Annotated in this window: 9 protein-coding genes and 2 pseudogenes; 3 read left to right on the plus strand and 8 right to left on the minus strand. The window is 55.9% G+C overall.

What is annotated here, in order from left to right:
* Window positions 1-210: hypothetical protein (locus tag NKJ90_RS32735; protein ID WP_352487716.1), on the plus strand; the 210-nt coding region annotated here is incomplete at its 5' end.
* A gap of 414 nt (window positions 211-624) precedes the next feature.
* Here the strand turns inward: NKJ90_RS32735 and NKJ90_RS32740 are convergent.
* The 6 genes from NKJ90_RS32740 to NKJ90_RS32765 form a co-directional block, all read right to left on the minus strand.
* Window positions 625-1,770: an acyl-CoA dehydrogenase family protein gene (locus NKJ90_RS32740; RefSeq protein ID WP_352487717.1), complete on the minus strand. Its 1,146-nt coding sequence runs from the start codon at window positions 1,768-1,770 to the stop codon at window positions 625-627.
* A 41-nt stretch (window positions 1,771-1,811) separates the two neighbouring features.
* Window positions 1,812-3,008, minus strand: a complete 1,197-nt coding sequence (locus tag NKJ90_RS32745) for an acyl-CoA dehydrogenase family protein (RefSeq protein WP_352487718.1) — start codon at window positions 3,006-3,008, stop codon at window positions 1,812-1,814.
* Between the two features lie 396 nt (window positions 3,009-3,404).
* A complete protein-coding gene (locus NKJ90_RS32750) occupies window positions 3,405-3,677 on the minus strand; it encodes a GNAT family N-acetyltransferase (RefSeq protein ID WP_352487719.1) in 273 nt (90 codons plus the stop codon).
* Window positions 3,593-3,964 carry a GNAT family N-acetyltransferase gene (locus NKJ90_RS32755; protein ID WP_352487720.1) on the minus strand — a complete coding sequence of 124 codons (372 nt, stop codon included), beginning with the start codon at window positions 3,962-3,964 and terminating at the stop codon, window positions 3,593-3,595. Before NKJ90_RS32755 ends, NKJ90_RS32750 begins: the two co-directional genes overlap by 85 nt.
* Before the next feature lie 47 nt (window positions 3,965-4,011).
* Complete coding sequence (locus NKJ90_RS32760) at window positions 4,012-4,989, minus strand: enoyl-CoA hydratase/isomerase family protein (RefSeq protein WP_352487721.1); 978 nt, start codon at window positions 4,987-4,989, stop codon at window positions 4,012-4,014.
* Between the two features lie 948 nt (window positions 4,990-5,937).
* Window positions 5,938-6,687, minus strand: coding sequence for an amino acid ABC transporter ATP-binding protein (locus NKJ90_RS32765; RefSeq protein WP_352487722.1), 750 nt, complete (start codon window positions 6,685-6,687; stop codon window positions 5,938-5,940).
* Window positions 6,688-7,118: 431 nt separating this feature from the next.
* On the opposite strand from NKJ90_RS32765, the gene NKJ90_RS32770 reads away from it, so the two are divergent.
* Window positions 7,119-8,033, plus strand: coding sequence for a LysR substrate-binding domain-containing protein (locus NKJ90_RS32770; protein WP_352487723.1), 915 nt, complete (start codon window positions 7,119-7,121; stop codon window positions 8,031-8,033).
* Window positions 8,034-8,378: 345 nt separating this feature from the next.
* Window positions 8,379-9,203, plus strand: a complete 825-nt coding sequence (locus tag NKJ90_RS32775; RefSeq protein WP_352487724.1) for an IS5 family transposase — start codon at window positions 8,379-8,381, stop codon at window positions 9,201-9,203.
* A gap of 53 nt (window positions 9,204-9,256) precedes the next feature.
* Here the strand turns inward: NKJ90_RS32775 and NKJ90_RS32780 are convergent.
* Window positions 9,257-9,477, minus strand: a pseudogene (locus NKJ90_RS32780) (ImmA/IrrE family metallo-endopeptidase); the annotation flags it as partial.
* A pseudogene (locus NKJ90_RS32785) lies at window positions 9,434-9,651 on the minus strand (hypothetical protein); the annotation flags it as partial. The pseudogenes NKJ90_RS32780 and NKJ90_RS32785, both read right to left, overlap by 44 nt.

Genomic DNA, 9,651 nt, shown 5'->3' on the forward strand with positions numbered 1-9,651 from the left:
GCATCGCTCAAGGATGGCCGGCATCCGAGATCGAAATGCTCATGCCTTGGAACTTTAGGCCTGACGTTATCGGCTGACCGCTTACCTTATGAATGCCGAAGCAGCAGAAGCTCGAGACGTGCCATGGCGGAACCCTATGGACCTGATCTGGAGGCATTAATTTCACTTGAGCAGGTGGACCATCTTCAGGTCGTTTCTCTCTATGCGTGAATCGTAATCAGAGCGTTCGTTCACGCAGTCACATCACGAATGGATAGGACTTGCCTCGTAGCCATTGTGTCCGAGGAGTCAAGAAGGCTGCGCTTGCCGACGCTATCACGGTCGGATGTGATGCGGCCTCTCTAAGCGTCTCCGCCCGCCCTCTGGTTCGGGCTGGCGACCCTCTCGAGCGGGCCAGCGTCCGTGTCGACTTGGGGTATTCTGCATTGCCCAGGCTGTGAAGTCACGCCCGCGGCCAGACTCAACTCAGAATGCTACGGCAACTGGGATGCCGAGGGAGGTTTTTGCTGACCGAATTAACGATTGATGCGACCGTTTCAATGTCATTTGTGACTAGGTTGGCAGCCTTGCTAAATCTTCTTCCGATCCGGAAGTAGTTCAGGACACGGTCTGCAACTAGCCTTGCTAGCTGCTTAGTCCTCCGAGAACAGCCAGACGCCCCAAGTGGTGATCCGCATCACCAAGCAATTTGTCGATCATGCTCACATGCTTAAAGTAGTGACCGATGCTGTACTCCATTGTCATTCCGATGCCGCCGTGGAGTTGGATCGATTGAGTCCCGATGGCTTTCGCCGACCGGCAAATCTGGACTTTAGCCGCCGAAATCGCGCGCTCGCGCTCGGTGTCATCACTTTCGCCGAGCATAAGCGCAGCGTACATGGCCATCGAGCGCGACTGCTCCAGTTCGACAAGCATGTCCACGGCCCGATGCTGCAACACCTGAAAGCTGCCGATTTTCTTACCAAACTGTTCTCGCGTTTTTAGGTAGTCGAGCGTGATCGCCTGCATTCTGCTAAATGCGCCGACACCTTCTGCGCACAACGCTGCAATTGCCTCCTCGGCGACGCGGGAGATAACCGGGAAGGCATTAGCCGGGTCGCCGATGACGTTGGCCGCATCAACCCGCACATGTTCGAGTGTGATATCAGCCGCACGCAGACCGCTGTGTGTCGGGTAACCGCGACACGTAAGGCCCGGCGCATCAGCTTCAACCAGGAAAAGGCCGATTCCATGCTCTTGCCTGGTATCACCGCTCGTTCGAGCAGATACGATGATCTTATCGGCTGTATCGCCGTGCAGGACGAGCCCCTTCGTTCCGCTCAGGGTCCAGCCGTTCTCATCCTCCGTTGCAAGCGTCTTAACATCGAAGAGGTCATAACGAGACTGGGGCTCCAGGTAAGCAAAAGCAAACTTTAGCTGGCCCTGGGCGATGGCGGGAATAAGCTCCGCCTTTTGCGTGTGGCTCGCTCCGTGACGGAGGATGCCGCCAGCAAGCACCACTGTCGCGAAATAGGGCTCGAGGATCAGCGCCTCGCCAAAGGCCTCCATAACGATCATGGTCTCGACCGGCCCCCCGCCGAAACCGCCATATTCTTCCGCAAACGGCATCGCAAGAAGTCCGAGTTCGGCATAGCTTGACCACATCGATTCGCTATAGCCGCGCCCCTGAGCCCGATACCCGCCGCGATCTCCGAAGCCATACTTGTCGAGCATCAGTCGCGCGACACTGTCCTTCAACAGCCGCTGCTCCTCCGTAAGATCAAAATTCACTGCATATATCTCCTAAAATAGATACCGGCGGCCTTAAAAGGCTAGAGGCCGAGGATCGCTTTCGCGATGATGTTCTTCTGAATCTCGCTGGAACCTGCGTAGATTGTCGCCGCGCGGCTGTAAAAGCAGGCGGGCACGATCGTCGTTGCCCCGTAGGCACCGAACGGCGACCCGATACAGCTCGCATCATCATCTTCTGACAATTCAGGAAGTGCGTAAGGGCCGAGAACATCCATGAGAAGTGAGGTGGCATTCTGCTCGACCTCCGAGCCCCTCAACTTTAGAATCGAGCTGGTCGGGTCTTGCTCGCCCATCTTTTGCTTCGACGCGCTTGCGACTACCCGCAGATACGTGATTTCGAACGCTTTCAGCTCAACTTCAAGTGCGACAAGCTTCTTTCGGAAGGTCAGTTGATCGATTAGTCGTGTCTCGCCTTCACAACACCGTTTAGCAAGATCCTTGGCCCACTGAATGCGTTCCTTAGTGATGCCGACGCCAGCGTCGATGACGCGTTCATTGCCGAGGACAACCTTGGTATAGGTCCATCCCTTGTTCTCTTCACCGATCAGATTCTCAATCGGAACACGAACATCAGAAAAGAAGACCTCATTCACATCGTAACTGCCATCGATCATCTTGATCGGGCGCACGGTGACACCAGGCGTCTTCATGTCAATCAAGAGGAACGAGATGCCCTCCTGCTTCTTCACATCGAGGTTGGTCCTGACCAGGCAAATGATCCAATCGGCATACTGGGCCCCGGTCGTCCATATCTTTTGGCCATTAACAACATAATGATCGCCGTCGCGCACCGCCCGTGTTCTAAGCGATGCAAGGTCAGAGCCCGCTCCCGGCTCTGAAAAGCCTTGGCACCACCAATCCTCGGCGTTGACGATACGCGGCAGAAAGTATTTTTTCTGCGCCTCATTCCCAAACGTGTAGATGAGGGGACCGACAATGGAAGCGCCGTAGCCGAACAACATCCGAGCGGGAAATGCCTGAACCTCTTCTTCGAAAATATACTGCTGGATAGGAGACCATTCTGCTCCTCCATATTCCCTTGGCCAACTTGGGACACCCTTCGAATGAAGGACCCGCGTCCCCACCGCAATTTCGCCCTTTGATAGTTGGCGGCCCTCCGAGAGTTTGCGGCGTGTCTCAGGTGGTACACCATCCCGTAGGAGCTGGCGTACTTCTTCGCGAAATGCTTGTTCTTCTTCTGCAAATACAAGGTCCATTGAGATCTCCAGCTAGGTTAGACCGCCCTGATGGCCTGCCGATCGGCGAGTATACACCGCCAAGTCGCGTCCACTGTAGACAGGCGTCGTCCGCGATCTGAACAACTCTCCAGTTCGAATATCGCCGCCGCGCCCCATCTCCACCGAATCTAGATCGGAAGCAATGAATCACGCCGGCCGAACCGAGGAGAGCGACTTCTTAAAGAGCCTGCTATCTAGTCGCGTTCGGATCGAGAACCCGAATACCAGCGATGTAGCCCGGCGGACTGGTAAGACATCGCACCTACCGCGATAGCGGATGCCCCAGCATAAGACGTCTGCGGGTCAATTGACATGCTCATCGTTTTGTTTTTCCCGTCACTGGACGGGTCTTTCTCGCAACTCAGTCGTATGAGGTTAGTCTCGGATCGCAGCGCTGCCGTTAAGCCAGTCCCCAGCCTTAAGGCGATAAAGTACCTGACGTCGCAAGGCTTCCACTCCAGCTGGCAGTTCAAAATCATCTTGTGGGTCATGACTCATTCCAAGCCGCTCCATTACGCGCCTTGAAGCAAGATTCTCAACAAACGCATAAGCGACAACTTCACTCAGTCCACCTCGCTCGAAACCAAACGAAAGTGCAGCGGACGCCGCCTCCGTTGCATACCCTCGCCCCCAGTGCTCTGGATCCAACCGCCAGGCGATTTCAACCGCTGGCGTGAAGGGGGTCTGATAGGAACATTCATAAGCCCACAGAATCCAATACACCCGCCAGCGCCCAAGGCTTCAAGCGCCCAAATGCCATATCCATACGTTCTGAAATGATCACATTGAAAGTTTCTCCACGCCTCGATCGCGGCCCGATCAGGGAAGTTGCCCTCTAGGTATCGCACAACTCTCGGATCGTCATTTATCCGAGCGAAGGTGTCGACGTCTTCGTCCTTCCATTCCCGCAGCAGAAGGCGTCTCGTTTGCAGCATGGGCAACTCCTTTTGAGTAGTAGTACTAGGCAGACAACTGATCCTTATCAGTCGAGACCCTTGTAACGCTCCTGTACTTTGTCTAGAGCGGCCCGCAGGCCGTGTTCTTTTATCGCCTTCTGCATTTCGCCGTATTCTGGCATTGCTTGAGGCGACATAATTGCAATCTGCTCCAAATAATAGTCCGTTGCAGTTTTTAAACCTTGCATCTCGTAAACCCGGTTTAGATACATTTTGTGCATCTGCTGCATTTCACGCGGCATCGCCGCCATTAGTTTGGCCTTACGCTTTGTAGCCTCGTGCAATTCATCGGGTTCAACGACCTCAGTGACCAAGCCGATTTCTTTGGCTCGGTGCGCAGAAACTTCACCCCCTGTGAGCATTATATCTTTTGCTGTCTTCATGTTCACAAGCCAAGGCAAGAACATGCACATTCCGCTGATTCCGTAGCGAAACTCATTGTAACCCATTTTAGTATCTGAGCTTGCAATAGTGACATCACAAAACAATGAAAGCTCGAATCCCTTGCCGATAGCGACGCTATGAACAGATGCAATAACGGGTTTGGTCAGCCGCCAAGGCGTCGTGAATTCTTCAAACTGTCTAAAGCCGTATGTGCGCCACTCAAAAACAGATGACCAGGTGTCATCAGCGTCTTCTTTAAGGTCATGTCCGGAACAAAATCCCCTCCCACTTCCGCGGATAACAATGACGTTTACATTGTCGTCTTCATCCGCCTTGAGCAGAGCGTCCCTGAGTTCGGCAATGAGGCGCTTATTCATTGCGTTAATTCTTTCTGGCCGATTGAGCGTCAACCAGCAAATGTGATCGGGATCCACCTCGTACAAGAGGTGCTGGTAGTCTGCGGTACTCGCGATTTCAGAGTTCATGGAAACCTCATTGGATTTGATTTCAGCCGGCGCGCTGGGGGCACCCGCCGTGACGGCGCCCCCAAACCGAGTACGCAGCACGGTCGCCAACCGATACCAGCTTTCCTCTTGGATGCGGTCCACAAAAAAAGTCACGTACCTGGTGAGTTCCTTGCGAATTCTACCTGCGATCCAGTCTATCCCCATGTCACGCGACATAACTGAGCATTTCGCTACAAGGGCTTTATTGGCGAGTTCTCTCAACTCGGAATTGCGGCGGCGAGATCCGGCACCGCGATGGCAAGACCGTGCCCTGTTAGCTCACCGGTTGCGGCCGACCCTGTCGACTTCAACCGACTGGTATCGACGCGGTGTAAGGCCGAGATACGCGCCAACCGACCGGATCGTCGAAAGCGCTTGGGATTGTGAATAGTTGCCCTGTAGGTGAGTGCCGTGACGGGTTCTATCCAGACATTATAATGAGGCGACGGCAGATGGGATCCGCGCGAACCGCCCTCAGGACAAGGCGATACAGATTCGCAAGGCTCTCGCGCAGGCTCTTGTGCATCTGGAGGAGCGGCGCAAAGATCGCCAGCAAGAGCCGATCCCCTCCTATCATCTGCCGCACTCTGGCTTCGAAGAAACGCGTGTGACAGCGCCAACTTCAGACCAATTGGACGCAACAGGCCGCGGATAGCCCGCTCGTTGGCAGTGACCGCCCTCACAGCAGCCTTGCGGGCCGCAGTCAGAGTGCGCAGCTTCTGCTCGGCCGCAGAGCACGTCGGTCTCGCCGACAACACAAATAGCTACCGGCGCCGAGTGAAATATCCAGTCCTGCATAAGCGCCGATGCCGATCGCCTCTTGCCAGGTCTGCTCTGGGTATCAGGCGAACGTTATGATCCGAAAAGGGGCCAAACGCTCAGCGGGCTGAACCGAATACCCCATCTCGCCCGTGAACCTTGCACGCTTCATTCCGTCCGTCTCCTCAATATGACGGACTCTACCAAAATTGGAGGAAGTTCACGGTCTCAGGTCACTAGGCTAAGGCTAGTGCCGTGCTATGAGACACAGGATCTTTCTCATCGGATGGGTATCCTTCGTATTCAGTGCAGGATCTGTGACAGGAACAGTTTTGTGCGCTCATGGCGCGGGTGATCGAAGAACTCGGCCGGCGTGTTCTGCTCGACGATCTGCCCCTGATCCATGAAGATCACGCGGTTGGCGACCTTGCGGGCAAAGCCCATCTCGTGGGTGACGCACAGCATGGTCATGCCTTCCTCGGCCAGACCAACCATCGTCTCCAGCACTTCCTTGATCATTTCCGGATCGAGCGCCGAGGTCGGCTCGTCGAACAACATGATGCGGGGGTTCATGCACAGCGAGCGGGCAATGGCCACGCGCTGCTGCTGGCCGCCGGACAGCTGGCCCGGATATTTGTTGGCCTGCTCCGGGATTTTCACGCGCTTGAGGAAATGCATGGCGATTTCCTCGGCCTGCTTCTTCGGCGTCTTGCGCACCCAGATCGGCGCCAGCGTGCAGTTCTCCAGGATGGTCAGGTGCGGGAACAGGTTGAAGTGCTGGAACACCATGCCGACCTCGCGGCGCACCTCGTCGATCTTTTTCAGGTCGTTGGTCAGTTCCTTGCCGTCGACTATGATCTTGCCCTTCTGGTGCTCCTCCAGCCGGTTGATGCAGCGGATCATCGTCGATTTGCCCGAGCCCGACGGGCCGCAGATGACGATGCGCTCGCCGCGCATCACCTTCAGGTTGATGTCCTTCAGCACATGGAACTCGCCGTGCCATTTGTGCATGGCGATGATGTCGATAGCGACATCGGTGGTGGAGATGTGCATCTTCTTGGCATCGACCTTGATCTCTTCTCGCAGACTAAAGGCTGCGAGAGCCTCTGCGACAACGCTACTCTCGGACGCTGACACATTCCTGCGTTTGAATCCTCAGACGGCGAACTTGGTTGAAATCGCCGAGAAGGCAGCCGCGCTAAACGCTCAAGTTCAAACTGATTCCACCGATGATGAACAATTCGCAAATCTGCTGAGCGTTGCAGCCCGCTGCCGAGATTGCTAAGTTTCGTCAACACGCTTAACGGATGCGAAATTCTAGGTGCGGACGACCGGCCATCTGCTCGGCAGCTATGATGCATGAATAGGCAGAGGATTCGCAACCATTGCACCAACGTGGGGATTCGAACTCGTGCAAAAGTCTCACTCAAATGCTAATCGTGGTCAGTCCCGTTGGAGGGAACACGGTGTGCTTGGGGGGGGTAATGGTTCGTCGATATTATGATCTCCCCTCATTGACAGCTCTCGCTATTTTTGAGGCCTCCGCAAGACATTTGTCATTCAAGCTCGCAGCTTCTGAGCTCAACGTCACTCCGAGCGCCGTTAGCCACCAGATCAAGGTACTTGAGGCAGAACTTGGAGTTGCGCTTTTTGTGAGGAATAAATCATCGGGGATCCTGCTCACCAGTTCGGGCGAAGATCTTTACGCGGTGCTGGCAAGCGGCTTTTCCAAGGCGTCTCAAATTGTCAGAACGATCAAGCGAGGTGATCGTCCCAAAAATGTGACAATTGCTTGCCCAGATGGGTTCGGATCGATGTGGCTTATGCCGCGCATGCCTGACTTTTGGACGAGATTTCCGGAAATCTCCGTGGACCACCTCGTGTCCAACGACACGCGTGATTACAAGCGTGCGGAGGTCGATCTGTGTATCCGCTACGGTTTAGGCTCATGGCAGGGCGAGATTGCAGAATTGTTGTTTCCCGATACTATATATCCTGTCTGCGGGCCGGGCTACTTGCGGACCCATCGCGATATCACATCCGGATCCCTACCTGAGCTTCCCCTTCTGCACGTCAATTGGGTAGATGCAGACTGGAACGGGTGGGATGAGGTGTTCCGACGGACTGGAATACCTTATGGAACACTGCGAGGCCCAAAGTTTAGCAAGATGTTCGGGACAATCCAAGCCGCCCTAGCTGACCAGGGTATCGCGATCGGATTGCATAGCTTGGTGAAGCCCTTGATAGATGAGGGCAAGCTATGCAGGATCACCGACCTTGAGCTGCCTGCACCGGGAGATTGGTTTGTGACGTGGAGCGACAATAAAGCGCTCTCTCCAGAAGCGAAGTTGATGCGCTCTTGGTTGCTGGAAATTTCTGCGAAGGAGCGGACTAATTAGTCGCCTCGCGCCGTCACGCTTTGCATCCTCCGAGTTTCACGCCTTCCTAAGAGTCGCAACTTGAATCCCATCGAGTCGATTCCTGGTTGCCATAGTCAGAGCCTCTGATGGACTCGAAGCTGTAGGGTTTCTATGAATTCCTAGGCTACCTGGCGTTGAACTCAATGCTGCGGTGTATTGCTATGGGTGCACTCTCTCCGAACACACGGAAGCCCGCTCGCGTCATCATGTCCAAAGCTGGCCCTCCATTTGGAGTGCGCGCCTAAAGTGTCCGCTCCAAAAAGAAGTGAGTGATTTCAGCGGGTTGTGATTCAGTCGGATTGCTGAGATTCGACGGAGATCATGATGCCCTGGACTGAAACCACTCGCCCTCACTATGAACGGCGCTGCCCGCGCTACGCAAGCGACCTGACGGAAGCGGAGTGGGCGCTGATCGAGCCGCTGATGCCGGCGCCGAACCGGATCGGCCGGCCGCGGAAGACGGACTTGCGCGAGGTCGTGAACGCGCTGCTTTACATGGCTTCGTCGGGCGGAGCATGGCGGCTCCTGCCGAAGGATTTCCCACCGTTCTCGACGGTGCAGAAGTACTTCTGGCGCTGGCGGGACGAAGGATTGCTGCGCGCCATCAACAATGAACTCGTCATGGCGGCGCGCGAACGGGAAGGCCGGGAGGCAAGCCCGTCCGCCGGCGTCATCGACAGCCAGTCGGTGAAGACCACCGAAAGCGGCGGAGTTCGTGGCTTCGACGCCGGCAAGAAGGTCAAGGGCCGCAAGCGGCACATCGTCGTCGACACGCTGGGCCTGCTGGTCGGCGTCGTCGTTCACGCCGCCGACATCCAGGACCGCGACGGCGCGCCGGCCGTCCTGAAATCCATACTCGAGCGCTGGCCGTGGCTGCGCCATGTCTTTGCCGATGGTGGCTATGCAGGGCCGAAACTGCGGGGCGCCCTGCAAAAGATCGGCAAGTTCACCATGGAGATCGTCAAGCGGTCGGACAGCGCCAAAGGCTTCGAAGTCCTGCCGCGCCGATGGGTCGTCGAGCGGACCTTCGCATGGCTGGGCAGATGCCGAAGGCTGGCCAAGGACTTCGAGCGATCCGTCGAATCCGCACAGGCCTGGGTCTTCATCGCAAATATCCGCATGCTCACCCGACGCCTCGCAAGGACCTGATAACATGGCGGTCATTCCGATTCAGACACTAAGGGTGAACAGATCGCGCTGTGTAGGCCCATGACACCCGGTCGCTGCATAGTAGAAAGACGATGCGCGACCTGTTCAAGGTTCGCGACGAAACGCGTCGCAAGCAAGGTGTGACGGAGGTTTTTCGCCGCCGCGAGAAAATGCTGGCAGGGCAGCGTCAGTGCCCCTGCGAATAATTGCGCAAGCCGATCTTGCAAATCTCACCACCTTCTTGTGCGGGGGAATTCGCCCGACGGAAGATCGCGCCGCCCGGCGTTAAGCCTTGGGGGTGACATAGGCGTAACTCGCCGGAAGTCGCCGAGGATTCCCAACGCAAGTCCCACTTTGATATCCTTTGTTCGCTCGAGATCAGAAGCCGCTTGCATCACCGCTTCAATGACGGTTGCCGCCACCTGTTTGCCGTCGATGGTGTGCGTCG

It is taken from the genome of Mesorhizobium sp. M0051 (assembly GCF_040323235.1).
Classification (GTDB): domain Bacteria; phylum Pseudomonadota; class Alphaproteobacteria; order Rhizobiales; family Rhizobiaceae; genus Mesorhizobium.